We start from the raw sequence: 26994 nt of genomic DNA, 5'->3' as shown, positions 1-26994 counted from the left end.
CCGTTTCGCCAACCTAGACGGGACCCGACAAGGTCCCCAGGAGTCCTCACATGAGTTCCCAGCAAGACCGCCGCGGCTTTCTGCGCAGCCTGGCCGCCGGTGCCGGCGCCTCCGCCGCCCTGGCCAGCTTCCCGCCCGCCATCCAGCGCGCCCTGGCCATCCCGGCCAACCACCGCACCGGCACCCTGAAGGACGTCGAGCACATCGTCATCCTGACGCAGGAGAACCGCAGCTTCGACCACTACTTCGGCACCCTGGCCGGTGTGCGCGGCTTCAGCGATCCCTTCCCCATCCCGGTGCTGGACCGGCCCGGCACCTTCACGCGCAAGAGCGTGTTCGTGCAGCCCATCGGCAATGGCGCGCCCGTGCCCGGCCGCCCGGACTGGGGCGGCGGCCGCAAGGCGATTGCACCCTTCCACCTGAACACCCAGCAGGACTTCGGCGTGATGCGCGTGTCCGGCACGCCGCACAGCTGGCCCGATTCCCAGGCCGCCTGGGACCAGGGCCGCATGAACAACTGGCCCAAGGCCAAGCAGAACCACTCGCTGGGCTATTTCGCCCGCGCCGACCTGCCCTTCCAGTTCGCCCTGGCCGAGGCCTTCACGCTCTGCGACCACTACCACTGCGCCACCCAGACCGGCACCAACACCAACCGCCTCTTCCTGTGGACCGGCCATAACGATCCCCTGGGCGTGGCCGGCGGCCCCTCCACCGACAACAGCCGCGACAACTTCAACACCAACCCCGCCACCGACTACACCTGGGTCACCTATGTGGAGCGGCTGCAGGACGCCGGCATCAGCTGGCAGGTCTACCAGAACATGGCGGACAACTTCACCGACAACCCGCTGGCGGGCTTCCGTCCCTTCCGCAATGCCTGGTACCAGCGCCCCGGCTACTCCCAGGTGCTGCGTGAGCGCGGCGTGAGCACGCGCGATCTGGACAAGCTCAAGGAAGACGTGCTGGCCGGCAAGCTGCCCCAGGTCAGCTGGATCGTGGCCACGGCCGAAGGCTCGGAGCACCCCGGCCCCTCCAGCCCGGCCCAGGGCGCGGACTACACCGCGCGCGTGCTGGACGCGCTGACCGCCAATCCCGAGGTCTGGAGCAAGACCGTGCTGCTCATCAACTTCGATGAGAACGACGGCTTCTTCGACCATATGCCGCCCCCGGCCGTGCCCGCCTACGAGCTCTACGACGATGACCCGGCCCGTGCCCGCCTGGCCGGCGCCTCCACCGTGGACACCGTGGGCGAGTACCACCACAAGCTCAATGGCTCGGACCCCCAGTACCACCGCCGTCCCTATGGCCTGGGCCCGCGCGTGCCCATGTATGTGGTCTCGCCCTGGAGCAAGGGCGGCTGGGTCAACTCCCAGGTCTCGGATCACAGCTCGGTGATCCGCTTCATCGAAGCCCGCTTCGGCGTGCAGGAGCCGCTGATCAGCCCCTGGCGCCGTGCCGTCAGCGGTGATCTGCTGAGCTGCTTCGACTTCCGCAAGCCCGAGGACCAGCCCTTCCTCGGCGAGCTGCCGGCCACCGCCGCCCTGCGTGCCCGCGCCAAGGCCCTCACCAAGACCAAGACGCCCGCCACGCCCAGCAGCCTGGTGGCGCCGGTGCAGGAAGAGGGCCTGCGTCCGGCCCGCGCCCTGCCTTACGAGCTGCAGGTGCAGGCCCGCCAGGAAGCCAGCACCGTGGTGCTGCGCTTCGAGAACGCCGGCGAGGCCGGCGCGGTCTTCCATGTCTACAACCGCCTGGCGCTCGGCGAGCTGCCGCGCCGCTACACCGTGGAAGCCGGCAAGCAGCTGGAAGGCCGCTGGACCCCGACCACGGGCAACTATGACCTCTGGGTGCTGGGCCCCAATGGCTTCCATCGCCACTTCACCGGCTCGGTGGCCCTGAGCGCCACCAAGCCCCAGCCCGAGATCGAGCTGCGCAGCGACCGCGTCTACGGCGAGCTGCTGCTGCGCCTGATCAACCGCGGCAAGGTGGCCGCCAGCTTCGAGCTGCAGGCCCTGAAGTACAGCGAGGAGCCGGCCCAGCTGCATGTGGTGGACGCGGGCGCGGCCCTGGAGCTGCGTCTGCCCCTGGCCGCCAGCCAGCACTGGTACGACTACGGCGTCAAGGTGCGCGAGCTGCCCGGCTTCAGCCGCCGCCTGGCCGGCCATATCGAGACCGGCGAGGACTCCATCAGCGATCCGGCCCTGGGTGGCCCGGCCCTGCTGGACCAGTACCGGCCCTGAGTCTGAACCGCCCGCCCCCCGGCGCGCCCGGGGGGCGGGCACCGAACGGTTTTCAATCCTCTTTGCATCGCATCATGAAACTCAATGCCTTTTTCACGGCCGCCCTGCTGGGCCTGGCCGTCAGCGCCAGCCATGCCGGCATCTACGGTCAGAACCTCATCGTCAACGGCGATGCCGAGCAGGGCACGGCCGGCTGGAACGTCTTTGATGACTACAGCTTCATCCAGTCCGTCAGCTACGGCAACAACTGGGTCAAGCCCAGCGAGCCGGGGCCCAAGGACCGCGGCGCCAAGATGTTCACCGGCCTGGGTGAAAAGGCCGTGGCCTGGCAATCGCTGGATCTGGGCCAGTACTCGCGGGCGGGGGACCGCTACAGCCTGAGCGGCTGGCTGGGCGGCTGGCAGGCCCAGGGCGACAACGCCAAGCTCTATGTGAGCTTTCTGAACGATCTGGGCAATGAGCTGGGCTTCAGCGAGATCGGCCCCGTCTCGGCGGCCGATCGTGGCAACAAGACCGGCCTGTTCTACCGCGAGGCCAGCGGCCTGCTGCCCGAGCAGACCTACACCCTGCAGTTCTGGCTCAGCATGGAACGCCTGGGCGGCGGCGACAACGACGGCTATGCCGACAACCTCAAGTTCAGCCTGAGCGCGGCCGCCGTGCCCGAGCCCGCCAGCTTTGGCCTGGTGGCTATGGGCCTGCTGGCCCTGGGCGTGGCGACCCGCCGCCGCCGCGCCTGAGTCCGGCCGGGGCGCCGGCGCGCCCCGCAACTTGCCGCCCAGGGGCTTGCCCTATGCTTGCGGCCATGCTGCCCGCGTACCGCCCCAGCCGTCGTTCCCTGCTCGCCTGGTCGGCGGGGGCAGGTCTTGCCTGGGCCTGGCCCGCGGCGGCGCTGGCGCCCTTGCCGGTGCCCGATCTGCGGCCGCGTCAACGCCGTCTGGCCAATGGGCTGCAGCTGCTGAGTCTGCCCATGGAGGACACCGCCACCGTGGCGGTGCAGCTCTTCTACCGCGTGGGTGGCAAGGACGATCCGCCGGGCCGCTCGGGCCTGGCCCATCTCTTCGAACACCTGATGTTCAAGGGCACGCGGCATATGGCGGCCGAGCAGTTCGACCGGCTCACCGAGGATGTGGGCGGCAGCAACAACGCCTTCACCGCCGAGGACATGACGGTCTATCACAGCCAGGTGCCGGCCCAGCATCTGGAGGCCCTGCTCTGGGCCGAGGCCGAGCGCATGGCGCATCTGCAGGTGGACCAGGCGGGCCTGGACCGCGAGCGCGCCGTGGTGCGCGAGGAGTACCACCAGCGTGTGCTGGCCGATCCCTATGGCCGGCTCTTCCAGGCCATACCCGTCTACGGCTTTGAGCACCCGGGCTATCGGCGGCCGGTGATCGGCAATATCGAGGAGCTGGAGGCCGCGACGCTGGCCGATGTGCAGGCCTTCCATGCCGAGCATTACCGCCCCGACAAGGCCTTGCTGGTGGTGGTGGGCGCCTTTGATGCGGCGAGTCTGGACCGCTGGGTGGATCGCTATTTCGGCCCCATTGCCGCCCCCGAACGCGCCGCCGCGCCCCCGGCTGTGCCGCAGCCGCGGCGCACGCGCGAGGCCCTGCACCGCCTGGCCGTGCCGGGCCTGCCGCAGCCGGCGGTGCTGGCCCTGTGGCAGGGGCCGCGCGCCGACAGCGCGGAGCTGCCGGCCCTGCAGCTGGCCCAGGCCCTGCTGGCCGAGGGCGAGGCCTCGCGCCTGAACCAGAGCCTGGTGCTGGAGCAGCGCCTGGCCCAGAGCTGCGGCTTCGAGCTCATGCTCAATGCCGAGGCCGGCCTCCTGGCCGCTCACGCCATCTCCACCGGACGCAGCCGGCCCGAGCTCCTGCTGGAGCGGCTCAGCCGCGAGGTGCAGCGCCTGGCGGAAGAGCCGATTCCGCCGGCCCAGCTGGAGCGCGCCCGGGCCCTGCTGCTGACCCAGGCCCTGCTGGAGCGCGAAACGCCCGAGGGCCGCGGCCTGGCCCTGGGCCAGGCCCTGCTGCTGCGGGGCGAGGCGGCCGCGGCCACCCTCGATCTGGAGCAGCTGCAGCGCGTCGGCGCCGAGGCGGTGCAGCGCGTGCTGCGCCGCCATGTGTTGCAGGGGGCCCGCGTCGGCCTGCTCTATGTCGATGCGGCGGGAGGCGCCGCGCGATGAGCAGCCCGGGGCCGATGCGGGCGCGGCGCCGCCTCCTGCTGGGCGCGGCCTCGGCCGGTCTGTGGCCCCATGCCGGGGCCCAGCCGCTGCCCGAGCAGGTGCCCGAGCAGGCGCCCGCGCCGGGGCCCTGGGTGCCGGCCCTGCCCTGGTCCGTGCAGGGCTGGCGCCTGTCCAACGGCCTGCGCGTGCTGATGGCGCCGCGGCCGGGCTGGCCCCTGGTCAGCCTGCAGCTGCAGCTGGGCCTGGGCAGCCTGCTGGATCCGCCCACCAAGGCGGGGCTCGCCCAGCTGCTCCTGGATGTGCTCAGCCGTGGCCGGACCGCGGGCGGCGAGCTGGCCTGGGCGGCCGAGAGCCTGGGCGCCAGCCTGGAGGCGCAGACCCAGTCCCTGGGCGCCAGCCTGAGCCTGAGCCTGGCCGCGCCGCGCCTGCATGAGGGGCTGGCCCTGCTGGCCGAGCTGGTGCTGCGGCCCCAGCTGCCGGCGGCCGGGCTGGAGGCGGCACGCCAGCAGATGCTGGAGCGGCTGCGCGAGGCCCAGGCCGATCCCGCGGCCCTGGCCCAGGCCCTGGGTCGCCGCCTGTTCTGGGGCGATAGCGCGGCGGGGCGTCTGGCCACGCCGGCCTCCCTGGGGCGCATACGCCGCGAGGACTTGCTGGCCCTGCAGCGCAGCCAGCTCAGCCCCCAGCTCAGCAGCCTGATCATCTGCGGCGACTTTGAGCCGGGGCCGCTGCGGGCGCTGCTGGAGCGCCAGTGGGGGCGCTGGCAGCCGGGGCCGCAGCCGGGCCAGCTGCCCACGCCGGTGCAGGCGCGTCCCCTGGGCAGCCGCAGCCTGTGGGTGCATCTGCCCGAGGCCGGCCAGAGCGTGGTGCAGCTGCTGGCGCCCCATGCCGGGCTGGAGGCGGCGGCCGATCTGCCGGTGGCCCAGCTGGCCCAGGCGGTGCTGGGGCAGGGCTATTCCTCGCGTCTGGGGCTGGAGGTTCGCATCAAGCGCGGCCTCAGCTACGGCGCCAGCAGCCAGGTGGAGAGCCTGCCCGGCGGCGGCTGGCTCAGCGCCCAGGCCCAGACCCGCCACGAGGGCGCGGCCGAGGTGGCCGGCCTGATGGCCGCGCAGATCCTGGGCCTGGGCCAGCAGGCGGTGCCGGCCGAGGAGCTGGCCGCACGGCGCAGCAGCTGGCTGGGGGAGCAGCAGCGCCGCATGGAGAGCCGCGTCGGCCTGGCCGCGGCCCTGGGGGAGCAGATCCAGCAGGGGCTGGCACCCGAATCGCCGCAGCGTCTGGCGGCCCGTCTGCAGGCGGTGGACGCCCAGGCCCTGCAGGCCTATGCGGCCCGCTACTGGCGGCCCGAGGGCCTGCGCCGCGTCGTCGTGGGCGACCTGAACCTGGCCGGTGCCGGCCTGCGCGCCCTGGACCCCGGCGCCTGGGTGCTGGCGGCCCGCGATCTGGACCTGGAGAGCCCGCTGCTGCGACATCGTTCACGCCGCGGCGCGGGCGGCACGCCCGGCCCGGGAGGCTCGGGGTAGAATCCCTGCTGTCATTGGGGAGTAGCCGCTGCGGCCGCCCGATCCCGAACACCGGTGATCGCGCCCTGCAGGCCCGTGTCAACAGACTTGGTTCGCAAGAGCCATGGCACGGGCAGTGTCCACACCTGGCAAGACCTTTGACCATGCAGCTCGGCATCCCCTCACACGGCCGGAGCGGCATGGTCAATCGTCCGTGCCTCAGGCCGTGTGGGTTGTTTCATGGAAGCCTTCCTCGTCTCCACCGGCCTCGTGGCCCTGGCCGAAATCGGCGACAAGACCCAGCTGCTGGCTTTTTTGCTGGCCGCGCGGTTCCGCCGTCCCCTGCCCATCTGCCTGGGCATCCTGATCGCCACCCTGGTCAATCACGCCTGTGCCGGGGCTCTGGGCGCCTGGATCACCACCCAGCTCAGCCCGCAGGTGCTGCGCTGGGGCCTGGGCCTGGGCTTTGTGGCCATGGCCATCTGGACCCTGATCCCCGACAAGCTCGATGAAGAGGAAGAGGGCGGCGGCAAGCTCAAGCTGGGCGTGCTGGGCACCACCATCGTGGCCTTCTTCCTGGCCGAGATGGGCGACAAGACCCAGATCGCCACCGTGGCCATGGCCGCGCAGTTCAAGGCCTTCTGGGCCGTGGTGGCCGGCACCACCCTGGGCATGATGATCGCCAATGTGCCCGCCGTCTTCCTGGGCGACCGCTTGGCCGGCCGCATCCCGGTGCGCCTGGTGCATGGGGTGGCGGCCCTGATCTTCCTGCTGCTGGGTCTGGCCGTGCTCTTCGGCGTGGGTGAGCGCCTGGGCCTCTGAGGCCGGGAGGTCCGCATTTGGCGGGATTGCCGGGGCCACGGGCCCTGGCTATAAGCGACGGGGTCGTCCCTGAGCCCCGGAGCGCGCCATGCAGCAGGCCCCCTTCTTTCCCATCATCTATGTGCGTGGCTATGCCATGACCGAGAGCGAGCGCGACGAGACGGCGGCCGACCCCTTCTGCGGCTTCAATCTCGGCTCCACGGTCTACCGCGCCAGCACCGACAAGCGCGAGCCGGCCAAGAAGTTCGTCTTCGAGTCGCCCCTGCTGCGCCTGGGGGCCGAGTTCGGCTATGGCGATGTCTACGAGAACGGCCTGGACATCATGGATGCGGACTGGCAGCCGCGCCGCGGCAATCGCGGCATCCCCTCGCGCTCGGTGATCGTCTATCGCTACTACGACGGCGGCTCGGCCCTGCTGGGCTCGGGCCGGCCCATGGAGATCGAGGACTATGCCCGCGGCCTGTCCGATCTGGTGCTGCGGGTGCGCGATCTGGTGGTGGCCCAGGAGCAGATCCGGCCCGAGGACTTCCGCTGCTATCTGGTGGCCCATTCCATGGGCGGCCTGGTCGTGCGGGCGCTGCTGCAGAACCCGGCCCTGGGTGATGCGGCGGCGCGCGGGGCGGTGGACAAGGTCTTCACCTACGCCACGCCGCACAACGGCATCGAGGCCGCGGGCCTCAAGCTGCCGGCCTGGCTGAGCGTGGCCGAGATCGACAACTTCAGCCATGCGCGCATGGCCCGCTACCTCAATCTGGAGGCGGTGTACCGCCGGCATGGTCGGGTGGACTTTGTGCCCGAGCAGGCTTTTCCCATCGACCGCTTCTTCTGCATGGTGGGCACCAACCGCGCGGACTACGGCGTGGCCATGGGCCTGTCGCGGGCCTTTGCCGGCCATGGCAGCGACGGCCTGGTCAAGGTGGACAACGCCTCGGTCTGGGCCGTGGACCGCCAGCTGCGCATCAGCAAGACCAGCCCCACGGCCTACTGCTACCGCTCGCACTCGGGCTTTTTCGGCATCGTCAACAGCGAGGAGGCCTATCAGAACCTGGTGCGCTTCCTGTTTGGCGATGTGCGGGTGGACATCTGGATGCAGGTGGACGCGGTGCGTCTGCCCGAGGCCCTGCAGGCCCAGGCCGATGAGGTGGAGGCGCTCTATCAGTTCGAGCTGCTGGCCCGGCCACGCGGCAAGCGCTGGTATCTGAGTCGGCGCACGGCCGAGGAGGATTCGCCCGCCTGCCGCACCCATGCCCAGCTCACCCGCCAGCAGGCCAGCGGCGGCAATCTGGTCTATCTCTCCACGGCCTTTCTGGCCAACCGCGCCAAGGTCAGCCAGCAGGACCGCAGCCTGGCCTATGCCATGGACCTGGCGGTGCGGGTGCCCGACTACCAGCTGCGCAAGCGCTTCTGGCCCGACCAGCATTTCGAGGGCAGCCATCTGCTGCGCGACGGTCTGCTCATCTCCCTGGAGCCGCCGCTGCAGCCGGGCGGCGAGTGGCGCATTCTGCACAGCTGGGAGAGCCAGCATGTGGGCCAGGCCACCCAGGCCCTGAGCTATCAGGCCCTGGCCGATGGCGGCCTGCGCCTGGAGCTGCCCCTGCCCAGGTCCGGGCTCACGCCCGGGCTGGACGGCAAGGTGGTGCTCATCGTCTCGGCCTGGCGCTGAGGCGCTTCGGCCCTGCCGCAGCGCCGCGCCGGACTCAGTCCGCGCAGGCCTGGCGCACCGCCTTTTCCCAGCCGGCAATCAGCTCCATGGCGCGCTCCCGCGCCATGGTGGGCATGAAGCGGCGCTCGGCGCGCCAGTGATCGCCCAGCTCCTCCAGCCCGCTGTAGACCCCGGTGCTCAGGCCGGCCAGATAGGCCGCGCCCAAGGCGGTGGTCTCGATCACCTGCGGCCTCACCACCGGAATGCCCAGCAGATCGGCCTGGAACTGCATCAGCAGATTGTTCACGCAGGCGCCGCCGTCCACCCGCAGCTCGCTCACCGGGGCACCGCCCGCGGCCACCGCGTCGCGGCTCATGGCCTGCAGCAGGGCGGCGCTCTGGAAGGCGATGCTCTCCAGCGCGGCGCGCGCGATATGCGCGACCGTGGAGCCGCGCGTCAGGCCCACGATGGCGCCGCGCGCCTCGGCCTTCCAGTAGGGCGCGCCCAGGCCGGTGAAGGCCGGCACGAACATCACGCCGCCGGCGTCGGGCACGCTCTCGGCCAGGCTCTGCACCTCGGAGCTGCCCTTGATGGCCTGCAGCCCGTCGCGCAGCCACTGCACCACGGCGCCACCGATGAAGACGCTGCCCTCCAGGGCGAACTCCGGGCTGCTGCTGGCCTGGGCCGCGCTGGTGGTGATCAGGCCATTGGCCGAGGTCTGGAAGCGGCTGCCGGTGTGCATCAGCATGAAGCAGCCGGTGCCATAGGTGTTCTTGGCCATGCCGGCCTTGAAGCAGGCCTGGCCGAAGAGGGCGCTCTGCTGGTCGCCCGCGATGCCGCCAATGGTGATGGGGCCACCCAGGTGTTCGGCGGCCACGCGGCCGTATTCATGGGCCGAGGGGTAGACGGCGGGGAGCACGGAGGCGGGAATGTCCAGGAGCTCCAGCAGCTCCTGGTCCCAGCGGTTCTCATGCACATTGAAGAGCATGGTGCGCGAGGCATTGCTCACGTCCGTGGCATGCACCTCGCCATTGCTCAGGCGCCAGACCAGCCAGCTGTCCACGGTGCCGAAGGCCAGCTCGCCGCGCTCGGCCTGCTCGCGGGCCTGGGGCACATGGTCCAGGATCCATTTGAGCTTGGTGCCGGAGAAGTAGGCGTCGATCACCAGGCCGGTCTTGCCCTGCACCAGGGGGCCGTGGCCTTGCTCGCGCAGCCGGGCGCAGACGGGCTCGGCGCGGCGGTCCTGCCAGACGATGGCGTGATAGACGGGTTGGCCGGTCTTGCGGTTCCACACCACCGTGGTCTCGCGCTGGTTGGTGATGCCCAGGGCCTTGATGTCCGCGGCCTTGAGATTGGCCTTGGCCAGGGCCTCGCGCGCGGTGGCGAGCTGGCTGTCCCAGATCTCCAGGGCGTCATGCTCCACCCAGCCGGGCTGGGGATAGATCTGGCGGAACTCGCGCTGGGCCATCGCGACGATATGGCCGCGCGCATCGAAGACGATGGCGCGGGAGCTGGAAGTGCCTTGGTCCAGGGCGAGCAGGTAGGTCATGGGTCTCTCGTCTTGTGTGTGCCTGCCGGCGTGATCAGTCTGCGACCACCAGCTCGACGCCGGCGTCGCTCAGCAGGGCGGGGAAGGGCTCGGGCGGCGCGGCATCGGTGCACAGCAGATCGATCTGCGGCAGGCGCGCCACCTCGGCCATGGCGGGGCGGTTGAACTTGCTGTGATCGGCCGCCAGCCAGACCTCGCGCGAGTGCTCGATGATGGTGCGGGCCACCATGACCTCGCGGTAGTCGAAGTCGCGCAGGCTGCCGTCGCTCTCGATGCCCGAGATGCCGATCAGGCCGATGTCCACCTTGAACTGGCGGATGAAGTCCACCGCCGCCTCGCCCACCACGCCGCGGTCGCGGTGGCGCACCGTGCCGCCCACCATCACCAGCTCGCAGTCCGGGTTGTCGCTCAGGATGCTGGCCACATTGAGGTTGTTGGTGATGATGCGCAGGCCCTTGTGCTGCAGCAGCTCGCGCGCCACGGCCTCGGTGGTGGTGCCCAGGTTCAGGATCAGGGAGCAGCCATTGGGAATGCGCTGGGCGATGGCGCGCGCGATGCGCGCCTTGCCCTCGGCCTGCAGGGCCTGGCGCTGGCGGTAGGCGATGTTTTCGGTGGTGCTGGCGGGCACGCGCACGCCGCCATGAAAACGCGCCACCAGGCCTGCCTCGGCCAGGCGCTGGACATCGCGGCGCACGGTCTGCAGGGTCACGCCGAATTTCTCGGCCAGGCTCTCGACGCTCACCGAGCCGCGGGCGCGCACCTCCTGCAGCAGCTCGTTCAGACGGGGATGGCTGGGAATCATGGCCGGCAAGTGTAGAGGCCGCGCTAGTGCGCGTTTTTTAGGGGTGGCTCAGCCTAAAGCGAAGCAAAACGAACACAAAGAAGGGTTTACCCCGGGTTTAATCGCGCGCAAACGAGTTAAAAAGAAAAAAGAAGAACAAAATGGCGAACCTCGATTTGCTATCTCGGAGACCCCTCGTGAACGCTCAGCCCCTCGCTGCCCCTGCCAACGCTGATTCCCATGTCTACGACGTGCTGGTCGTGGGCGGTGGCATCAACGGCGCCGGTATCGCGCGCGATCTGGCCGGTCGCGGCTGGAAGGTGCTGCTGGCCGAGCGCGACGATTTCGCCGCGCACACCTCCTCCTCGTCCACCAAGCTGATCCACGGCGGCCTGCGCTATCTGGAGTACTACGAGTTCTCCCTGGTGCGCAAGGCCCTGCAGGAGCGCGAGGTGCTGCTCAAGAGCGCCCCCCACATCATGTGGCCGCTGCGCTTTGTGATGCCGCACGACCCCGCCATGCGCCCGGCCTGGATGATTCGCGCCGGCCTCTTCCTCTACGACCATCTGGCGCGCCGCGAGGTGCTGCCGGGCTCCAATGGCGTGAATCTGCGGACCTCGCCGGTGGGCAAGCCGCTCAAGCCCCACTACACCCGCGGTTTCGTCTACTCCGATGGCTGGGTGGATGACGCCCGTCTGGTGCTGCTGAACGCGCTGGATGCCCAGGAGAAGGGTGCCGAGCTGCTGACGCGCAGCCCCGTCACCGCCGTGCAGCGCGAGGCCGATGGCTGGCAGGCCACGATCAGCACCCCGCAGGGTGAGCGCCGCGTGCGCGCCCGTGCCCTGGTCAATGCCGCTGGCCCCTGGGCCGAGAGCTTTCTGCGCGAGGTGGCGCGCCCGGCCCGCGGCGAGGCCCTGGCCACCAAGAGCTTGCGCCTGGTCAAGGGCAGCCACATCATCGTCAAGCGCTGCTTCGAGCACGACCACGCCTACATCTTCCAGAACCCCGACAAGCGCATCATCTTCGCCATCCCCTACGAGCAGGACTACACCCTGATCGGGACCACGGATGTGGAGCTGCCGCCCGAGGCTCTGGCCGGCCTGTCCAAGGCGCAGATCGATGCCCAGGAGGTGGACTACCTCTGCGAGCAGGCCAGCCGCTACTTCGCCAAGCCGGTGAGCCGCGATGACGTGGTCTGGAGCTATGCCGGCGTGCGCCCCCTGCTGGACGACGCCTCGGGCGACCCCTCGGCCGTGACCCGCGACTACCTGCTGGAAAGCAATACCCAGGGCGCGCCCCTGCTGAGCGTGTGGGGCGGCAAGATCACCACCTTCCGCAAGCTGGCCGAGGACGCCGCCGATCTGGTGGGCCAGATGCTGGGTGACAAGCGCGAGCCCTGGACCGAGAAGGCCTATCTGCCGGGCGGCGACCTGCAGACCTGGATCGGTTCGCCGCGCCGGCCCGACACCGATTTCGAGCGCCTGGTCACCGCCGTGCGCCAGCGTCATATCTGGCTGCCGGAGAGCCTGGTGCGGCGCCTGTGCCGTGCCTATGGCGCGCGCGTGGGCCGTGTGCTGGGCGGCGCGAGCAGCCTGAGCGAGCTGGGCGCCGAGGTGGCGCCGGGCCTGTACGAGATCGAGCTGCGCTATCTGCAGCGCGAGGAATGGGCGCGCAGCGCCGAGGACGTGCTGTGGCGCCGCTCCAAGCTGGGGCTGCACTACAGCGAGGCGCAACGAGCGGCGGTGGCGGACTGGTTCCAGTCCCATCCCCAGCCCGCGGACTGAAGCCCCGTCCTGGTCGCGACGCACAGAGATGCAAGAAGAGGGAGACAAGCGACGATGCAATTGAGTCTGCAAGGCCTCAGCCATCGGGTCGGTGCCGCCGAGCACCTCTACCCCATGGACCTGACGCTGCAAGCCGGTGCGGTCACCGTGCTGCTGGGCGCGACCCAGGCCGGCAAGACCACGCTGATGCGCCTGATAGCGGGCCTGGACCGGCCCAGCGCGGGCCGGGTGCTGGTGGACGGCCAGGACGTGACCGGCGTGCCGGTGCGCGATCGCAATGTCGCGATGGTGTATCAGCAGTTCATCAACTACCCCTCGATGACGGTGCGCGACAACATCGCCTCGCCGCTGAAGCTGCGCGGCGGGCTGGACCGCGCGGCCATCGCTAAGCAGGTGGATGCGCTGGCCCAGAAGCTGCACATCGAGATGCATCTGGACAAGCTGCCCGCCCAGCTCTCCGGTGGCCAGCAGCAGCGCGTGGCCCTGGCCCGCGCCCTGGCCAAGAACGCGCCCCTGATGCTGCTGGACGAGCCCCTGGTGAATCTGGACTACAAGCTGCGCGAGGAGTTGCGCGAGGAGCTGAGCCAGCTCTTCGCCAGCGGCGATTCCACCGTGGTCTATGCCACCACCGAGCCGGGCGAGGCCCTGCTGCTGGGCGGCTACACCGCGGTGATGGATGCCGGCGAGCTGCTGCAGTACGGCCCCACGGCCGAGGTCTTCCACAAGCCGGCCTCGCTGCGCGTGGCCCGTGCCTTCAGCGATCCGCCCATGAACCTGCTGCCGGCCACGGGCCGCGGCGCCAGCGTGGAACTCAGGCCCGGCCTGAGCCTGGATCTGAGCGCGCAAGGCCCGGTGACCGTGGGCCTGCGCGCCAATGCCCTGCGCGTGAGCGCGCAGCCCGGCGATATCGAGCTGCGCGGCCGCGTGGAGCTGGCCGAGATTTCGGGCTCCGACACCTTTGTCCATGTGCACAGCGAGGTGGGCGAGCTGGTGGCCCAGCTCAGCGGCGTGCATTACTTCGAGCTGGGCGCCTCGCTCAGCCTCTTCTTCAGGGCCGCCGAGGCCTATGTGTTCGACGCCGCGGGCGCCCTGGCCATTGCGCCGGAAAGGCGGGGCCGCTGAGATGGCACGCATCGATCTGGACCTGGCCCACGCCTACCGTCCCAACCCGCAGAGCGAGGCCGACTACGCCCTGCTGCCGCTGAAGATGAGCTTTGAAGATGGGGGCGCCTATGCGCTGCTGGGCCCCTCGGGCTGTGGCAAGACCACCATGCTCAACATCATCTCGGGCCTGCTGCAGCCCTCGCATGGCACGGTGAGCTATGACGGCCGCGACGTCACCGCACTCTCACCCCAGGCGCGCAATATCGCCCAGGTGTTCCAGTTTCCGGTGATCTACGACACGATGACCGTGGCCGAGAACCTGGCCTTTCCGCTGAAGAACCGCGGCGTGGCGCCCGAGCGCATCAAGGCCCGCGTGGGCAAGATCGCCGAGATGCTGGAGATGAGCGGCCAGCTCAACCAGCGCGCCGCCGGCCTCACGGCCGATGCCAAGCAGAAGATCTCGCTGGGTCGCGGCCTGGTGCGCGAGGATGTGTCGGCCGTGCTCTTCGACGAGCCGCTCACCGTGATCGACCCCCACCTCAAGTGGCAGCTGCGGCGCAAGCTCAAGCAGATCCACCACGAGCTCAAGCTCACCCTGATCTATGTGACCCACGACCAGGTGGAGGCCCTGACCTTCGCCGACCAGATCGTGGTCATGTCGCGCGGCCGCGCGGTGCAGGTGGGTTCGGCCGACGCGCTGTTCGAGAAGCCCCAGCACATGTTCGTGGGCAACTTCATCGGCTCGCCGGGCATGAACTTCCTGCCCGCACGTTTCAAGAGCGCGGGCGTGATTGAGGTGGCGGGGCAAGACCTGCCCCTGGGCTTCGGCGTGCTCTACCAGCAGCTGGAAGCGGCGCGCGAGTTCACCCTGGGCGTGCGCCCCGAGTATGTGGCGCTGGCCGAGGCCGGCAGCCCCGGGGCGCTGCGCGCCGAGCTTCGGCAGGTGCAGGACATCGGCACCTACTGGCTGCTGACGGCGAGCGTGGGCGGGCAGTCGCTCAAGCTGCGCCTGAATGCGCAGAGCCGGCCGCCCGTGCCCGGTGGCGAGGTCTGGCTGCAGGTGCTGGGCACCCATACCTGCTTCTACGGCCGCGATGAACAGCTGATCAACGTCAAGGAGGGCCAGGCCGCATGAGCGCTACCGCAAAGCCCGTCAATCAGAAGGCCTGGTTCCTGGTGCTCCCGGTCTTCATCTGCGTGGCCTTCTCGGCCATCCTGCCCCTGATGACCGTGGTGAACTACTCGGTGCAGGACATCATCTCGCCCGAGCGCCGCGTCTTCGTGGGCACCGAATGGTTTGCCGCCGTGATGCGCGACGAGGAGCTGCACAGCGCCCTGTGGCGCCAGCTCGGCTTCTCGGCCGCGGTGCTGGCGGTGGAGATTCCGCTGGGCATCGCCCTGGCCCTGTCCATGCCCGCCCAGGGCTGGAAGGCCTCGGCCGTGCTGGTGATCGTGGCCCTGTCCCTGCTGATCCCCTGGAATGTGGTGGGCACCATCTGGCAGATCTATGGTCGCGCCGATATCGGCCTCCTGGGCGCCGCCCTGCAATGGCTGGGCGTGGACTACAACTACACCGGCAATGCCACCGATGCCTGGCTCACGGTGCTGGTGATGGATGTGTGGCACTGGACGCCCCTGGTGGCCTTGCTGTGTTTTGCCGGCCTGCGTTCCATCCCGGACGCCTACTACCAGGCCGCGCGCATTGACGGGGCCAGCAAGCTGGCCGTGTTTCGCTACATCCAGCTGCCCAAGCTGCGCGGCGTGCTGATGATCGCGGTGCTGCTGCGCTTCATGGACAGCTTCATGATCTACACCGAGCCCTTTGTGCTCACCGGCGGCGGCCCCGGCAACGCCACTACCTTCCTCAGCCAGTACCTGACGCAGAAGGCCGTGGGCCAGTTCGACCTGGGCCCCGCCGCGGCCTTCTCGCTGATCTACTTCCTCATCATCCTGCTGCTGTGCTTCATCCTCTACAACTGGATGCAGGCCCTGGGTCAGGCCGAGAAGGAGCCCCAACATGGATGACAAGCGCTTCAAGAAGCGGACGATCTTCCTGATCGCCTACCTGGTCTTTGCCCTGCTGCCCATCTACTGGATGGTCAATATGAGCTTCAAGACCAATGAGGAGATCCTGTCCAGCTTCAGCTTCTTCCCCGAGCATTTCACCTGGGCCAACTACAAGACGATCTTCACCGACCCGTCCTGGTACTCGGGCTATATCAACAGCCTGATCTATGTGGGCATCAACACGGTGATCTCGATCACCGTGGCCCTGCCGGCGGCCTATGCCTTCAGCCGCTACCGCTTCCTGGGCGACAAGCATGTGTTCTTCTGGCTGCTGACCAACCGCATGACGCCGCCCGCGGTCTTTCTGCTGCCCTTCTTCCAGCTCTACACCACGATGGGGCTGATGGACACGCATATCGCCGTGGCCATGGCGCATCTGCTCTTCAATGTGCCGCTGGCGGTGTGGATTCTGGAAGGCTTTATGAGCGGCATCCCGCGCGAGATCGACGAGACCGCCTATATCGACGGCTATAGCTTCCCGCGCTTCTTCCTCACCATCTTCCTGCCCCTGATTAAGGCGGGCGTGGGCGTGGCGGCCTTCTTCTGCTTCATGTTCAGCTGGGTGGAGCTGCTGCTGGCCCGCACCCTGACCAGCGTGAATGCCAAGCCCATCGTGGCCACCATGACGCGCACGGTCAGCGCCTCGGGCATGGACTGGGCGACCCTGGCCGCCGCCGGCACCCTGACCATCGTGCCGGGCGCCATCGTGATCTGGTTCGTGCGCCACTACATCGCCAAGGGCTTCGCCATGGGCCGTGTCTGAGGAGAAACCGAGATGTTTGATTGGATGTATTGGACGACCCCGGTGGCGGCCTTCTTCAGCTGCATCGTCGTGATGCTGATCGGCATGACGGTCTGGGAGATCAAGTCGCCCACCAGCTTGCGCAAGGGCTTTCTGCCGCTCAAGACCACGCGCGGCGACCGGCTCTTCATCGGCCTGCTGACCGCGGCCTATATCAATCTGGCCTTTGTGGGCCTGGCCGGCCGCATGGCCGAGTGGTTCGCGCTGGAGAGCGAGCCCAGCATCTGGATCAGCTTCATCGCGTCGATGGCCGTGCTGGCCCTGATCATGCGGCGCGGCTGAGGCGGTGTTTTCAAGGATTCGGCCCTTCACACCCCCGGGGCCGCGTCGCGCTGATCGGGGGGCTTTTTGTTCAACAGAGGAGACAAGCGTGCAGTTCAAGAAGACGACAAAGTACACCGCGCTGGCCACGGCGGCCCTGCTGGCCATGGGGGCCGCACAGCTGGCCTGGGCCGGCGAGGCCGAGGCCAAGAAGTGGATCGATGCCGAGTTCCAGCCCAGCACCCTGAGCAAGGAACAGCAGATGGCCGAGATGAAGTGGTTCATCGAAGCCGCCAAGAAGTTGCAGGCCAAGGGCGTGAAGGAAATCTCGGTGGTGTCCGAGACCATCACCACGCATGAGTACGAGGCCAAGACCCTGGCCAAGGCCTTCGAGGAGATCACCGGCATCAAGGTCAAGCACGACCTGATCCAGGAAGGCGATGTGGTCGAGAAGCTGCAGACCTCCATGCAGTCCGGCAAGAGCATCTACGACGGCTGGATCTCCGACTCCGACCTGATCGGTACCCACTACCGCTACGGCAAGATCATGAACCTCACCGACTACATGGCCGGTGCGGGCAAGGAGTTCACCAACCCGGGTCTGGACCTCAAGGACTTCATCGGCACCAGCTTCACCACGGCGCCCGATGGCAAGCTCTACCAGCTGCCCGACCAGCAGTTCGCCAACCTCTACTGGTTCCGTGCCGACCTCTTCGAGCGCAAGGACCTGAAGGACAAGTTCAAGGCCAAGTACGGCTATGAGCTGGGCGTGCCCCTGAACTGGAGCGCCTATGAGGACATCGCCGAGTTCTTCACCAATGATGTGAAGCAGATCGACGGCAAGCCCATCTATGGGCATATGGACTACGGCAAGAAGGACCCCTCGCTGGGCTGGCGCTTCACCGATGCCTGGCTGTCCATGGCCGGTACCGCCGACAAGGGCATTCCCAACGGCCTGCCGGTCGACGAGTGGGGCATCCGTGTGGCCGCCGACAAGTGCACCCCGGTGGGCGCCTCTGTGGCCCGCGGTGGTGCTACCAACTCGCCGGCCGCCGTCTACGCCCTGACCAAGTACGTGGACTGGATGAAGAAGTACGCGCCCAAGGAAGCCACCGGCATGACCTTTGGCGAAGCCGGCCCCGTGCCGGCCCAGGGCCAGATCGCCCAGCAGATCTTCTGGTACACCGCCTTCACCGCCGACATGACCAAGCCCGGCCTGCCCGTGGTCAATGCCGACGGCACGCCCAAGTGGCGCATGGCCCCCGGCCCCAACGGCCCCTACTGGAAGCAGGGCATGCAGAACGGCTACCAGGACGTGGGTAGCTGGACTTTCTTTGCCAACCACGATGCCAACCGCACGGCGGCCGCCTGGCTGTACGCGCAGTTCGTGACGGCCAAGACCACCTCGCTGAAGAAGACCATCGTTGGCCTGACCCCGATCCGCGAAAGTGATATCCGCTCCAAGGCCATGACGGATATGGCGCCCAAGCTGGGCGGCCTGGTCGAGTTCTACCGCAGCCCGGCGCGCGTGGCCTGGACCCCCACCGGCACCAATGTGCCCGACTACCCCAAGCTGGCCCAGCTCTGGTGGAAGAACGTGGCCCAGGCCGTGACCGGCGAGAAGAGCCCGCAGGCCGCCATGGACAATCTGGCCGAGGAGATGGACCAGGTGCTGGCCCGTCTGGAGCGTGCCGGCATGGCCAAGTGCGCGCCCAAGCTCAACAAGAAGGAGACCAACGCCAAGTGGCTGAGCGACAAGGGCGCCCCCTGGGCCAAGCTGGCCAATGAAAAGCCCAAGGGCGAGACCATCGCCTACGACAAGCTGCTCAACGCCTGGAAGGAAGGCCGGGTTCGCTAAGCCGAGCTGAGCCCCAAAGCAAACGCCGCCCTCGGGCGGCGTTTTTCATGTGGCGGCCGCTGCGGCCGCTTGGCGCGCAGAGGGCTTCAGAAGCAGGCGCGCTTGATGTCCTCAACCAGGCGTGGCGTGTCCTTGAACAGATCTTTGGCCAGATTGTGAAAGCCTTCCATGCCAGGCTCTGCAGGCCGGGAGAGGTTTTCGCGAAGCGTGGCGGCTTCGGCCTCTATCTGCTGCATCTCGGCCGCCGAGGGGCAGGGGCGGCCCTTGAAGCTGCGTCCACCAGCGCCTGCCGTGGCCGTGCTGCTGCTGCCGGCCTGCTGGGTGCTGCTGCTGCGGCCCGGCGTGACTGCGGGCACGGCCACATTGGTGGGGCGCACCTCCAGGGTCTGGCTGCGCTCCTCGTTGCTGCAGGGCAGCTGCTGGAAGCTCACGGCACCGCGCTTGTCCACGCATTTGTACTGGGCCTGGACAGCGCCGCACAGGCCACCGGCCAGCAGCAAAAAGGTCAGGGGACGGCGGCAAGCCGCAAGACTGAAGCGGGTCATGGGTTCGGAGTCGGCCGCCGCCACGGGGCGACGGTGCTGCAGAAAGTGAGGCCGCCAGTGTGCGCCGCGCCGGACATTTCTGCTCAGCGCTCGGCGGGCGTGGCGTGCATATTTCACGGCCGCGCACTCACGGCCGGGTGTTCACAGCCGCAGCAAGGCCAGCATGTCCTCGCCGTCCGGGTCCAGACCCTGCTCCACAAAGCCGTGGCGAGCATACAGCCGGCGTGAGCCCTCATTGTCCGGGGCGTAGCAGATCTCGATCTCCCGCACGCCCGGCTGCTGGGCAATTTCGGCCATGGCCAGGCGCAGGGCCTGGCTGCCCAAGCCGCGGCCCTGATCGTCTTTGCCGATCATGAAGCGCCAGATCGACACCCGGGTCTCGCTCTCGGGCACCCACATGATGAAGCCCACGGGGCGCTCGCCGAGATAGATGGCGCGGGGCTGGTAGTCGGGCTCATAAGCGGCCTGCACCAGGGACCAGCTGTTGCTGGCCAGCATGGCTTGCTGCTCCGCTGGCAGGGGCAGATCGCAAATGGCTTCGTAGTTCTCGCGCGTCACGGCGCGCAGGCTCAGGGTTTCTGGCATGGTGCGGCTTGGCATGGGGGGCGCCCATTGTCGGTCCTGGCCTCGACCCCTTTTGCGCCGGCGCTGCGCAGCGCCCAAGGTAAGCCAGCGATTGCAGCGGTAAGCGCTTGTTGCTACAGGGCCTTGGTGGCGCCACAAGGCGCTTGGCGGGCTTCAGAATCCGGCCCTTGTCAGCCCTCACGCCGTAGCGCCATGCATTTGCTCCGCCCCGCTTCCACCGCTCTCGTTCCGCCCCGCTTGGGCGCGGCGACCCGCCTGGGCAGCCTCTTGCTGCTGCTGAGCCTGGCCGCCTGCGGTGGCGGCGGCGGTGGGGAAGAAGATAAGAGCAGCGCCGCCGCTCCCGCCACACCGGCCGGGCCCGCGGCGCCCGCCACGCCCGCCACGCCTGTGGCTCCCACCCCGTCCACCCCGCCCGTCAGCCCCGTGCCCGGCCCCGCCGCCGACTCCGGCCTCAGCAGCGCCCAGCAATGCGAGCTGGCCGACTTCCAGGCCGAGCTGCTGCGCCTGGTCAATGAGCGGCGAGCTCGCGGCGCGGTCTGCGGCACGCAAAGCCTGCCCGCGGCGCCGGCGCTCAGCTGGAAAGCCAGCCTGGCCCAGGGGGCGGCCCGCCATTCGCAGGACATGGTGGACAAGAGCTTCTTCAGCCACACCGGCTCGGACGGCAGCAGCGCCGGCCAGCGCATCAGCGCCGCGGGCTACAGCTGGAGCCGCTGGGGCGAGAACATTGCCTACGGCTACACCAGCAGCGCCGCCGTGGTGGAGGGCTGGATGAAGAGCGAGGGCCATTGCCGCAACATCATGAACGCCGCCTTCACCGAGATGGGTCTAGCCTGTGTGCGGCAGAGCCAGAGCAATAGCGCCAGCAGCGTGCGCTGGGCCTGGACCCAGGTGCTGGCCACGCCGCGCTGAGCCGGGCCAGGCGGGCGGCCTCAGTCACTGGCCAGCACGCAGCGATCGCGGCCGGCGGCCTTGGCCTGGTAGAGCGCCACGTCGGCACGCTGGCACACGCTGCGCGCGCTGTCCCCGGCGCGGGCCACGGCCAGGCCTGCCGAGCAGGTGTAGCGGAACAGGGGCTGCTCGGCCAGCGGTCGTGACTGGCGCAGCTGCTCCAGCAGACGCTCCACGATGGCGCGGGCCTGCTCGGCCTCCACATCGGCCAGCAGGAGCAGAAACTCCTCGCCGCCCATGCGACCGCAGGCATCGCCCCGCCTGGTGCTGCGCTGCAGCCGGCGGGCGAAGTCGCAGAGCACGCGGTCGCCCGCCTCATGGCCCAGGCCGTCATTGATCTGCTTGAAGCGGTCCAGATCGAGCAGGATCACCGCCAGACGTCGCCCCGGCTGGTGCAGGCCGGCCAGCTGTTGCTCCAGCTGCTGCAGCACATGGGCGCGGTTGCTGATGCCGGTGAGCACATCGGTCTGGGCGGCGCGCAGGGCCTGGTCGCGCTGCAGGCGCAGGGCCCGGCCATCGGTCTTGAGCGAGCTGATATCGCTGGCGCAGCAGAACATCCAGCCATTGGGCAGCAGGGTCTCGCACATCCAGATCCAGCGGCCGTCCATCAGATCGGCCTCAAAGGCGCGAAAGGCCTGCTTGCCGCGTCGTGAGGCCACGGCTGCCAGCCAGTTCTCCAGCTCCGCGGGCGGCGCCGAGACCACGCTGCCGCGGCCCGCGCGGGCATTGGCGCGCATCATGTCCAGCCAGCGCGGCTGCGCCTCCGGCGCCAGGTTGAAGGCCTCGCGAAACGCCGGGTTGGCAAAGCGCAGCACATCGTGCTGGTCGAAGACCCCGATCAGCTGCGGGCTGGCCTCCTGCAGGGCCAGCATCTGCGCCAGCAGCTCGGGGTCGGTCGGGGGCAGGGGCGGGCTGTGCATGGTGGCTGGCTGGCACGCGGGGGGGGCTGGGCTCAGGCGGCCGGCACCGCATGGCGCGGCTGCCCTTGCAGCTCGAAGCTGCTCAGATTCTCCACCGTGGTGGCGGCAATGGCACTCAGGGCCTCGGCCGTGAAAAAGCCCTGGTGGCCCGTGATCAGCACATTGGGGAAGGTCAGCAGGCGGGCCAGCACATCGTCCTGCAGGGCTTCGCCGGAGAGGTCGCGGAAGAAGCAGTCGCCTTCCTCCTCATACACATCCAGGGCCAGACCGCCCAGCCGGCCGCTCTTGAGCGCGGCAATGGCCGCCCGCGCATCCAGCACCGCGCCGCGGCTGGTGTTGAGCAGCACCGCACCGGGCTTCATGCGCGCCAGGGCCGCCGCGTCGATGAGGTGGCGGGTCTGGGGGGTGAGCGGGCAGTGCAGGCTGACGATATCGCTGCGGGCCAGCAGCTCCTCCAGCGCCACATAGCGCAGGCCCAGGGCCTCGCATTCGGGGCTGGGCTGCGGATCGCTGCCCAGCAGGGTGCAGCCGAAGCCCGGCCCCATGATGCGCGCAAAGCAGCGGGCGATCTTGCCCGTGCCGACCAGGCCCACGGTGCGGCCATGCAGATCAAAGCCCAGCAGGCCATCCAGGGCGAAATTGCCCTCGCGCACCCGGGCATGGGCGCGGTGGATCTTGCGGTTCAGGCTCAGCAGCAAGGCCGCCGCGTGCTCGGCCACCGCATGGGGCGAGTACTCCGGCACCCGTGCGACCGCCAGGCCCAGGCGGGCGGCCGCGTCGAGATCCACCTGGTTGTAGCCGGCGCAGCGCAGCAGGACCAGGCGCTGGCCCTGGGCCGCCAAGGCCTCCAGCACCGGCGCGTCCAGGCGGTCGTTGACGAAGACGCAGACCGCCAGCGCGCCGGCCGCCGCGCTCACCGTCGCCAGCTCCAGCCGGGCCTCCAGATAGTCGAAGCGCCAGCGTTTTTCCTGCGGGTCGGCGGCCAGGCGGGCGCGCTCCAGGAACTCGCGGTCATAGGGGCGGGCGCTGTAGACCAGCACGCGGGCGAGCTGCTCGGCCCGGGGGTGGGAGCTGTTCATGGCAGGGGCGCGGCAGGGCGCATGGAGCGAGGGATCACCCGGCAAGACTAGCGCAGAACCGGTCGCGCCGGTCCGACTTGATGCGGACGGTGTGCGTACCGTAATGAGAGTCAATCGCAATTAGAATGATGCAGCTTCAATTCGGCGTTCGTCGCCTGCACCATGCCTCAAGACCTGACCCTGACGCTTGCCCAGGCCGAAATTGGCGCATCCCATCGCGTGGCCGGTCTGAATCCGCCGACCCACGCCCCGGAGTGGGGCCCCTGGCTGGAACAGATCGGCTTCGTGGCGGGTGAGCCCGTGCGTGTGCTCAGCCGGGCCTTGCTGGGCGGCGAGCCCCTGGTGGTGCGCATCGGGCAATCGACATTCGCCCTGCGCCGGGCCGAGGCGGCCTGCATCCTGCTGAAGGGCGATATGGCATGAGCGGCGCCTGCAAGGAATCGGTGATCCACATCCACCCCGCCGGGCCTCTGCTGGCCCTGGTGGGCAATCCGAACTGCGGCAAGACCGCGCTGTTCAACCGCCTGACCGGCAGCCGCCAGAAGGTGGCCAACTACGCCGGCGTGACGGTGGAGCGCAAGGAGGGCCGGCTCAAGACGGCCGCGGGCAAGGTCTTGCGTCTGCTGGACCTGCCCGGCACCTACAGCCTCTACCCCCGCTCTCCCGACGAGCGCGTGACCTGCGAGGTGCTGGCCGGTCGCGCCCGCGGCGAGAAGCGGCCGGACTTGGTGGTGTGCGTGCTGGATGCCACCAATCTGCGCCGCAATCTGCGCCTGGTGCTGGCGGTGCAGCGCCTGGGCCTGCCCATGGTGGTGGCGTTGAACATGGCCGATCTGGCGGCGCGTCGCGGCTTGCAGATCGATCCCGAGGCCCTGGGCCGCGCCCTGGGCGTGCCGGTGCTGCGCACCGTGGCCACCCAGGGCGAGGGCCTGGACGCGCTGCGCGACCTGCTGGACCGGCGCGAACTTTGGGACCTGCCGGCTCCGGTCGAGACGCCGGCCGACGGCGCCCAGGACCAGGCGCGGGTCAATGCCATCCTGCAGCAGCTGGGCCTGGACCGCGACACGCCCGAGCTGCCCAGCGACCGGCTGGATCGCGTGCTGCTCCACCCCATCGTGGGTCCGCTGCTGCTGACCCTGCTGCTCTTCGGGCTCTTCCAGGCCGTCTACAGCTGGGCCGAGGCGCCCATGGGCTGGATCGAGGCTGGCAGCGCCTGGCTGGGCGAGCAGGCCGGGGCGGCCCTGCAGGGCACGGCCCTGGACGGCTGGCCGCGCAGCCTGCTGGTGGACGGCCTGATTGCCGGCGTGGGCGGGGTGCTGGTCTTTCTGCCTCAGATCCTGATTCTGTTCTTCTTCATTCTGCTGCTGGAGGAGTCGGGCTATCTGCCGCGCGCGGCCTATCTGCTGGACCGGTTGATGGGTGGCGTGGGCCTGTCGGGGCGCAGCTTCATCCCCTTGCTGTCCAGCTTTGCCTGTGCCATTCCGGGCATCATGGCCACGCGCTCCATCGCCAACCCGCGCGACCGCCTGGTCACCATCCTGATCTCCCCGCTGATGACCTGCTCGGCCCGCCTGCCGGTCTATGCCCTGCTGATCGGAGCCTTCGTGCCTCAGCGCGAGCTGCTGGGCGGCTGGGTGGAGCTGCAGGGCCTGGTGCTCTTCGCGCTTTACGGCGCGGGCATCCTGGGCGCCATGGCCGTGGCCTGGCTGCTCAAGCGCTTCACCCAGAGCGGGCGCCAGGTGCGGCCCCTGATGATGGAGCTGCCCGCCTACCACTGGCCCAGCCTGCGCGCTGTGGCCCTGGGCCTGTGGCAGCGGGCCCAGATCTTTCTGCGCCGCGTGGGCGGCGTGATCCTCACCCTGACCCTGCTGCTGTGGCTGCTGTCCAGCTTTCCCGCTGCGCCGGCCGGAGCCACCCAGCCGCCCATCTACTACAGCGTGGCCGGATGGATAGGCCGCGGCCTGGCCCTCATCTTCGAGCCCCTGGGCTTCAATTGGCAAATCAGCCTGGCCCTGGTGCCCGGCATGGCGGCGCGCGAGGTGGTGGTCAGCGCCCTGGGCACGGTCTACGCGCTCTCGGCCGCCGGTGAGGAAGCGGCCCAGGTCCTGAGCGGTCTGATCGCAGCGCAATGGGGCCTGCCCACGGCCTTCTCGCTCCTGGCCTGGTTTGTGTTCGCGCCGCAATGCCTGTCTACCCTGGCTGCAGTGCGGCGCGAGACCGGGGGCTACAAGATCCCGGCCCTGATGCTGGCCTACCTCTTCGCCCTGGCCTATGCGGCCGCCTTCCTGACGTACCGGATCAGCGGCTGGCTGCTGGGCTGAGCGCGACGCCAAGGCGCTGCGTTCAGCCCTCGGGCTCAAGTGCCGATCACGCCCCCATCGGCCTTGCGGATCACCAGGGTGGCCGAGCGCGGCCGGCCGTCGGGGCGGAAGTCGGGCCAGTTGGAGTTCTTGCTGGGGGCGGCCGGGTCGCTGCGCTCGCTGGGGCTTTCGCCGGGATGCTGGACGTTGATGAAGAAGGTGCGGCCGTCCGGCGTGCTGGTGGCGCCGGTGATCTCGCAGCCCACCGGGCCCACCAGGAAGCGGCGCACCTCACCCGTCAGCGGGTCGGCGGCCAGCATGGCGTTGTTGCCCAGGTTCTTCAGATCGCCCTTGCCCATGGCCGAGGTGCTCATATCGGTCTGGATCCACAGGATGCCGCGGCCGTCCACCCACAGGCCATCGGGGCAGCCCAGGGCGTCGCCCTTGACATTGCCCTGGGCCTCGGCGCGTTCGTTGCTCGGGTCGCCGGCCAGCAGGAAGTGGTTCCAGGCGAAGCGCTCGCCGTCGAAGTCGCCATCTTCCTTCCAGCGGATGATGTGGCCCATGGTGTTGTTGGCGCGCGGATTGGCCGCGTCCACGCCGGGCTGCTTGGCGCCGCCGCGGTTGCTGTTATTCGTCAGGGTGCAGTACACAAAGCCCTGCTGGTCCACGGCGATCCACTCGGGGCGGTCCATCTTGGTGGCGCCCAGCGCGTCGCTGGCCTGGCGGCTCTTGATCAGCACCTCGCCCTGATCCGCAAAGCCCTGGGCCGCGGTGAGCGGGCCCTGGCCATGGCGCAGCGGCAGCCAGCGGCCGCGCCCATCGGCCTCGAAGCGGGCCACATAGAGCGTGCCATGGTCCAGCAGCTCGGCATTGGCCTTGGCGCCGCCGGGGCGGATCTTGTCGCGGCTGACGAATTTGTAGATGTACTCGAAGCGCGCGTCCTCGCCCATATAGACCACGGCGCGGCCGTCGCGGGTCTGGGCCACGGTGGCCCCCTCGTGCGCGGCGCGGCCCAGGGCGGTGCGCTTGACGGGGGTGGCGCTGAAGTCGTAGGGGTCGATCTCCACCACCCAGCCGTGGCGGTTGGCCTCGTTGGGGTGCTTGGCGGCGTCGAAGCGCTCGTCGAACTCGGCCCAGCGATAGCCACCGTCGCCCTTCTTCATGCCCCAGCGGGTCTGGTGGGCGTCGGGCTGCTCAGGACCCCGGAAGTAGTTGATGAAGTTCTCTTCGCAGGTCAGGTAGGTGCCCCAGGGCGTGATGCCGCTGGCGCAGTTGTTGAAGGTGCCCAGCACGCGGCGGCCGCTGGCATCCGCCGCCGTCTTCATCAGCGCATGGCCGGCGGCCGGTCCGCTGATCTGCATGGGCGTGTTGGCCGTGATGCGACGCGCCCAGGGCGAGGGCCGCACCAACTCCCAGCGGCCGTCGGCCTGCTGGGCCACTTCCACCACCGAGATGCCGTGCGCGGCCTGGGCCTTGCGCACCTTGGCAGCGTTCCAGGTCTTCATGCCGTCGGGGTGCAGCAGGCCGTCGTCGGTGTACTCGTGGTTCATCACCAGCAGGCCGCTCTTGGAGCCGTCCTGGCTGAAGAAGTGGATGCCGTCGTGGTGCATGCCCAGCTGCACCTCCTGCTCGGCCGCGCTATTGCTGGCGTCGAACTTGAAGGCCGGGCTGTCGCCCGACACGCCCACCGGATCGCCCCAGGGCGCGATCACCTGCACCGTGTAGCCCTCGGGCACGATCACGCGGTCGGCCGTGGACACCGGCACACTCTTGAAGCTGAAGCGGGGGCCGCTGCTGCCGGTGGCGGTGGTCGAGCAGCCCGCCAGCGGCGCCAGCAGGCCGCCCAGGCCCAGGCTCACCCCCAGGCCCAGGCCGCCACCCAGCAGGCGGCGTCGCGCGGGGTCCGAGACCTCGTGGATGCTCGCATTCGCCGAGCGGTTGCTGTCTTCCATCTGCTCGAAATCCTTGGCCATGGTGGCTCACTCCTGGGCTGCCGACAAAGCCTGCAAGGATTGCGGGGTGGTGTGACAAATGT

General features: G+C 69.2%; 23 protein-coding genes and 1 riboswitch. Of the genes, 16 read left to right on the top strand and 7 right to left on the bottom strand.

All coding sequences use genetic code 11. The features are described 5' to 3' along the window. Nucleotides 1-50 precede the first annotated feature (50 nt). From DFR39_RS00865 to DFR39_RS00840, 6 genes are all read left to right on the top strand, one after another. Nucleotides 51-2237, top strand: a complete 2187-nt coding sequence (locus DFR39_RS00865) for a phosphocholine-specific phospholipase C (protein ID WP_133601644.1) — start codon at nt 51-53, stop codon at nt 2235-2237. 74 nt (nt 2238-2311) lie between these two features. Then, nucleotides 2312-2974, top strand: a complete 663-nt coding sequence (locus tag DFR39_RS00860; RefSeq protein ID WP_133601643.1) for a PEP-CTERM sorting domain-containing protein — start codon at nt 2312-2314, stop codon at nt 2972-2974. Nucleotides 2975-3039: 65 nt separating this feature from the next. Continuing rightward, a complete protein-coding gene (locus tag DFR39_RS00855) occupies nt 3040-4413 on the top strand; it encodes a M16 family metallopeptidase (RefSeq protein WP_162849359.1) in 1374 nt (457 codons plus the stop codon). Continuing rightward, nucleotides 4410-5930: a M16 family metallopeptidase gene (locus DFR39_RS00850; RefSeq protein ID WP_133601641.1), complete on the top strand. Its 1521-nt coding sequence runs from the start codon at nt 4410-4412 to the stop codon at nt 5928-5930. Before DFR39_RS00855 ends, DFR39_RS00850 begins: the two co-directional genes overlap by 4 nt. A 4-nt stretch (nt 5931-5934) precedes the next feature. Next, nucleotides 5935-6144: riboswitch (yybP-ykoY riboswitch) on the top strand. A 5-nt stretch (nt 6145-6149) separates the two neighbouring features. Continuing rightward, complete coding sequence (locus DFR39_RS00845) at nt 6150-6731, top strand: TMEM165/GDT1 family protein (RefSeq protein WP_133601640.1); 582 nt, start codon at nt 6150-6152, stop codon at nt 6729-6731. Between the two features lie 88 nt (nt 6732-6819). Then, nucleotides 6820-8394 (top strand): esterase/lipase family protein, encoded by a 1575-nt coding sequence (locus tag DFR39_RS00840; protein ID WP_133601639.1) that lies wholly within the window; start codon nt 6820-6822, stop codon nt 8392-8394. Between the two features lie 34 nt (nt 8395-8428). Here DFR39_RS00840 and glpK read toward each other — a convergent pair whose 3' ends face one another. Both glpK and DFR39_RS00830 read right to left on the bottom strand, forming a co-directional pair. Beyond that, nucleotides 8429-9922, bottom strand: a complete 1494-nt coding sequence (gene glpK, locus DFR39_RS00835) for a glycerol kinase GlpK (RefSeq protein WP_133601638.1) — start codon at nt 9920-9922, stop codon at nt 8429-8431. A 34-nt stretch (nt 9923-9956) separates the two neighbouring features. After that, nucleotides 9957-10724 (bottom strand): DeoR/GlpR family DNA-binding transcription regulator, encoded by a 768-nt coding sequence (locus DFR39_RS00830; RefSeq protein WP_419789839.1) that lies wholly within the window; start codon nt 10722-10724, stop codon nt 9957-9959. A gap of 176 nt (nt 10725-10900) precedes the next feature. Here DFR39_RS00830 and glpD point away from each other — a divergent pair, with 176 nt between their 5' ends. The 7 genes from glpD to DFR39_RS00795 all read left to right on the top strand — a co-directional run bounded on the left by glpD (nt 10901) and on the right by DFR39_RS00795 (nt 18579). Next, the gene (gene glpD / locus DFR39_RS00825; protein ID WP_419789840.1) at nt 10901-12487 is read left to right on the top strand and encodes a glycerol-3-phosphate dehydrogenase; all 1587 of its coding nucleotides are present in this window, start codon (nt 10901-10903) and stop codon (nt 12485-12487) included. 54 nt (nt 12488-12541) lie between these two features. After that, nucleotides 12542-13609 carry an ABC transporter ATP-binding protein gene (locus DFR39_RS00820; RefSeq protein WP_133601636.1) on the top strand — a complete coding sequence of 356 codons (1068 nt, stop codon included), beginning with the start codon at nt 12542-12544 and terminating at the stop codon, nt 13607-13609. A 1-nt stretch (nt 13610) separates the two neighbouring features. Then, nucleotides 13611-14726 (top strand): ABC transporter ATP-binding protein, encoded by a 1116-nt coding sequence (locus DFR39_RS00815; RefSeq protein ID WP_133601635.1) that lies wholly within the window; start codon nt 13611-13613, stop codon nt 14724-14726. Continuing rightward, entirely contained in the window at nt 14723-15616 is an 894-nt protein-coding gene (locus tag DFR39_RS00810) for a carbohydrate ABC transporter permease (protein WP_133601634.1), read from the top strand. The genes DFR39_RS00815 and DFR39_RS00810 overlap by 4 nt, the downstream gene beginning before the upstream one ends. After that, complete coding sequence (locus DFR39_RS00805; RefSeq protein ID WP_133601633.1) at nt 15609-16421, top strand: carbohydrate ABC transporter permease; 813 nt, start codon at nt 15609-15611, stop codon at nt 16419-16421. Before DFR39_RS00810 ends, DFR39_RS00805 begins: the two co-directional genes overlap by 8 nt. A 12-nt stretch (nt 16422-16433) precedes the next feature. Continuing rightward, complete coding sequence (locus DFR39_RS00800) at nt 16434-16742, top strand: DUF2160 domain-containing protein (protein WP_133601632.1); 309 nt, start codon at nt 16434-16436, stop codon at nt 16740-16742. A 145-nt stretch (nt 16743-16887) separates the two neighbouring features. Then, on the top strand, nt 16888-18579 hold the full coding sequence (locus DFR39_RS00795; RefSeq protein WP_133602372.1) for an ABC transporter substrate-binding protein: 1692 nt from the start codon (nt 16888-16890) through the stop codon (nt 18577-18579). Nucleotides 18580-18665: 86 nt separating this feature from the next. Here the strand turns inward: DFR39_RS00795 and DFR39_RS00790 are convergent, their stop codons facing one another. Together DFR39_RS00790 and DFR39_RS00785 are read right to left on the bottom strand one after the other, a co-directional pair. Further along, a complete protein-coding gene (locus tag DFR39_RS00790) occupies nt 18666-19124 on the bottom strand; it encodes a DUF4124 domain-containing protein (protein ID WP_133601631.1) in 459 nt (152 codons plus the stop codon). Between the two features lie 141 nt (nt 19125-19265). Next, nucleotides 19266-19709, bottom strand: coding sequence for a GNAT family N-acetyltransferase (locus DFR39_RS00785; RefSeq protein WP_133601630.1), 444 nt, complete (start codon nt 19707-19709; stop codon nt 19266-19268). A gap of 237 nt (nt 19710-19946) precedes the next feature. Here DFR39_RS00785 and DFR39_RS00780 point away from each other — a divergent pair, with 237 nt between their 5' ends. Beyond that, nucleotides 19947-20618 (top strand): CAP domain-containing protein, encoded by a 672-nt coding sequence (locus tag DFR39_RS00780; RefSeq protein ID WP_246030632.1) that lies wholly within the window; start codon nt 19947-19949, stop codon nt 20616-20618. A 20-nt stretch (nt 20619-20638) separates the two neighbouring features. Here the strand turns inward: DFR39_RS00780 and DFR39_RS00775 are convergent, their stop codons facing one another. Next, entirely contained in the window at nt 20639-21577 is a 939-nt protein-coding gene (locus DFR39_RS00775; RefSeq protein WP_133601628.1) for a GGDEF domain-containing protein, read from the bottom strand. Nucleotides 21578-21609: 32 nt separating this feature from the next. Beyond that, nucleotides 21610-22656 carry a 2-hydroxyacid dehydrogenase gene (locus DFR39_RS00770; RefSeq protein ID WP_133601627.1) on the bottom strand — a complete coding sequence of 349 codons (1047 nt, stop codon included), beginning with the start codon at nt 22654-22656 and terminating at the stop codon, nt 21610-21612. 162 nt (nt 22657-22818) lie between these two features. Between DFR39_RS00770 and DFR39_RS00765 the strand changes: the two genes are divergently transcribed. Together DFR39_RS00765 and feoB are read left to right on the top strand one after the other, a co-directional pair. Further along, on the top strand, nt 22819-23079 hold the full coding sequence (locus DFR39_RS00765) for a FeoA family protein (RefSeq protein WP_133601626.1): 261 nt from the start codon (nt 22819-22821) through the stop codon (nt 23077-23079). Then, nucleotides 23076-24977, top strand: a complete 1902-nt coding sequence (gene feoB / locus DFR39_RS00760; RefSeq protein ID WP_133601625.1) for a ferrous iron transporter B — start codon at nt 23076-23078, stop codon at nt 24975-24977. Before DFR39_RS00765 ends, feoB begins: the two co-directional genes overlap by 4 nt. A gap of 35 nt (nt 24978-25012) precedes the next feature. Here feoB and DFR39_RS00755 read toward each other — a convergent pair whose 3' ends face one another. Then, a complete protein-coding gene (locus DFR39_RS00755) occupies nt 25013-26932 on the bottom strand; it encodes a PhoX family protein (RefSeq protein ID WP_133601624.1) in 1920 nt (639 codons plus the stop codon). Nucleotides 26933-26994: the final 62 nt, after the last annotated feature.

Origin of the sequence: Roseateles asaccharophilus (assembly GCF_004362405.1) — a bacterium.
Lineage (GTDB): Bacteria > Pseudomonadota > Gammaproteobacteria > Burkholderiales > Burkholderiaceae_C > Kinneretia > Kinneretia asaccharophila.
This window is presented reverse-complemented; position numbering and strand designations above follow the sequence as displayed.

Bases quoted from the DNA above. Each gene is read 5' to 3' on its own strand.
- DFR39_RS00845 (WP_133601640.1), top strand. From the start codon at position 6,150: ATGGAAGCCTTCCTCGTCTCCACCGGCCTCGTGGCCCTGGCCGAAATC.
- DFR39_RS00800 (WP_133601632.1), top strand. From the start codon at position 16,434: ATGTTTGATTGGATGTATTGGACGACCCCGGTGGCGGCCTTCTTCAGC.
- DFR39_RS00820 (WP_133601636.1), top strand. From the start codon at position 12,542: ATGCAATTGAGTCTGCAAGGCCTCAGCCATCGGGTCGGTGCCGCCGAG.
- DFR39_RS00850 (WP_133601641.1), top strand. From the start codon at position 4,410: ATGAGCAGCCCGGGGCCGATGCGGGCGCGGCGCCGCCTCCTGCTGGGC.
- DFR39_RS00775 (WP_133601628.1), bottom strand. From the start codon at position 21,577: ATGCACAGCCCGCCCCTGCCCCCGACCGACCCCGAGCTGCTGGCGCAG.
- DFR39_RS00790 (WP_133601631.1), bottom strand. From the start codon at position 19,124: ATGACCCGCTTCAGTCTTGCGGCTTGCCGCCGTCCCCTGACCTTTTTG.
- DFR39_RS00765 (WP_133601626.1), top strand. From the start codon at position 22,819: ATGCCTCAAGACCTGACCCTGACGCTTGCCCAGGCCGAAATTGGCGCA.
- DFR39_RS00785 (WP_133601630.1), bottom strand. From the start codon at position 19,709: ATGCCAGAAACCCTGAGCCTGCGCGCCGTGACGCGCGAGAACTACGAA.
- DFR39_RS00840 (WP_133601639.1), top strand. From the start codon at position 6,820: ATGCAGCAGGCCCCCTTCTTTCCCATCATCTATGTGCGTGGCTATGCC.
- feoB (WP_133601625.1), top strand. From the start codon at position 23,076: ATGAGCGGCGCCTGCAAGGAATCGGTGATCCACATCCACCCCGCCGGG.
- DFR39_RS00810 (WP_133601634.1), top strand. From the start codon at position 14,723: ATGAGCGCTACCGCAAAGCCCGTCAATCAGAAGGCCTGGTTCCTGGTG.
- DFR39_RS00865 (WP_133601644.1), top strand. From the start codon at position 51: ATGAGTTCCCAGCAAGACCGCCGCGGCTTTCTGCGCAGCCTGGCCGCC.
- DFR39_RS00830 (WP_419789839.1), bottom strand. From the start codon at position 10,724: ATGATTCCCAGCCATCCCCGTCTGAACGAGCTGCTGCAGGAGGTGCGC.
- DFR39_RS00795 (WP_133602372.1), top strand. From the start codon at position 16,888: ATGGGGGCCGCACAGCTGGCCTGGGCCGGCGAGGCCGAGGCCAAGAAG.
- DFR39_RS00855 (WP_162849359.1), top strand. From the start codon at position 3,040: ATGCTGCCCGCGTACCGCCCCAGCCGTCGTTCCCTGCTCGCCTGGTCG.
- DFR39_RS00770 (WP_133601627.1), bottom strand. From the start codon at position 22,656: ATGAACAGCTCCCACCCCCGGGCCGAGCAGCTCGCCCGCGTGCTGGTC.
- DFR39_RS00805 (WP_133601633.1), top strand. From the start codon at position 15,609: ATGGATGACAAGCGCTTCAAGAAGCGGACGATCTTCCTGATCGCCTAC.
- DFR39_RS00755 (WP_133601624.1), bottom strand. From the start codon at position 26,932: ATGGCCAAGGATTTCGAGCAGATGGAAGACAGCAACCGCTCGGCGAAT.
- glpK (WP_133601638.1), bottom strand. From the start codon at position 9,922: ATGACCTACCTGCTCGCCCTGGACCAAGGCACTTCCAGCTCCCGCGCC.
- DFR39_RS00860 (WP_133601643.1), top strand. From the start codon at position 2,312: ATGAAACTCAATGCCTTTTTCACGGCCGCCCTGCTGGGCCTGGCCGTC.
- DFR39_RS00815 (WP_133601635.1), top strand. From the start codon at position 13,611: ATGGCACGCATCGATCTGGACCTGGCCCACGCCTACCGTCCCAACCCG.